A 1,239-nucleotide genomic window follows, 5' to 3' on the forward strand; every position below is an offset into this window, starting at 1 on the left:
GTCGCTGCCGCAGCTTCGGTGCATGGTTTAGCCCCGTTACATCTTCCGCGCAGGCCGACTCGACCAGTGAGCTATTACGCTTTCTTTAAATGATGGCTGCTTCTAAGCCAACATCCTGGCTGTCTGTGCCTTCCCACATCGTTTCCCACTTAACCATGACTTTGGGACCTTAGCTGGCGGTCTGGGTTGTTTCCCTCTTCACGACGGACGTTAGCACCCGCCGTGTGTCTCCCGTGATAACATTCTTCGGTATTCGTAGTTTGCATCGGGTTGGTAAGCCGGGATGGCCCCCTAGCCGAAACAGTGCTCTACCCCCGAAGATGAGTTCACGAGGCGCTACCTAAATAGCTTTCGGGGAGAACCAGCTATCTCCCGGTTTGATTGGCCTTTCACCCCCAGCCACAAGTCATCCGCTAATTTTTCAACATTAGTCGGTTCGGTCCTCCAGTTAGTGTTACCCAACCTTCAACCTGCCCATGGCTAGATCACCGGGTTTCGGGTCTATACCCTGCAACTTAACGCCCAGTTAAGACTCGGTTTCCCTTCGGCTCCCCTATACGGTTAACCTTGCTACAGAATATAAGTCGCTGACCCATTATACAAAAGGTACGCAGTCACACCACGAAGGTGCTCCCACTGCTTGTACGTACACGGTTTCAGGTTCTTTTTCACTCCCCTCGCCGGGGTTCTTTTCGCCTTTCCCTCACGGTACTGGTTCACTATCGGTCAGTCAGGAGTATTTAGCCTTGGAGGATGGTCCCCCCATATTCAGACAGGATACCACGTGTCCCGCCCTACTCTTCGAGTTCACAACCTGTGCATTTTCGTGTACGGGGCTGTCACCCTGTATCGCCGGACTTTCCAGACCGTTCCACTAACACACAAGCTGATTCAGACTCTGGGCTGCTCCCCGTTCGCTCGCCGCTACTGGGGGAATCTCGGTTGATTTCTTTTCCTCGGGGTACTTAGATGTTTCAGTTCCCCCGGTTCGCCTCGTTAACCTATGTATTCAGTTAACGATAGTGTGTCGAAACACACTGGGTTTCCCCATTCGGACATCGCCGGGTCAAAGGTTCATATCACCTCGCCGGCGCTTTTCGCAGATTAGCACGTCCTTCATCGCCTCTGACTGCCAGGGCATCCACCGTGTACGCTTAGTCGCTTAACCTCACAACCCGAAGATGTTTCTTTCGATTCATCACCGACTTGCGAAAATTTGAGAGACTCGAACACACCATT

General features: G+C 52.5%; 1 rRNA gene (running past one end of the window). It reads right to left on the reverse strand.

What is annotated here, in order from left to right:
• Positions 1–1,168: ribosomal RNA gene (locus ACJ9N4_RS20745) — 23S ribosomal RNA — on the reverse strand (it extends 1,738 nt beyond the left edge of the window).
• Between the last annotated feature and the right edge of the window lie 71 nt (positions 1,169–1,239).

It is taken from the genome of Enterobacter sp. LM3 (genome assembly GCF_046622475.1).
GTDB lineage: Bacteria > Pseudomonadota > Gammaproteobacteria > Enterobacterales > Enterobacteriaceae > Enterobacter > Enterobacter cloacae_P.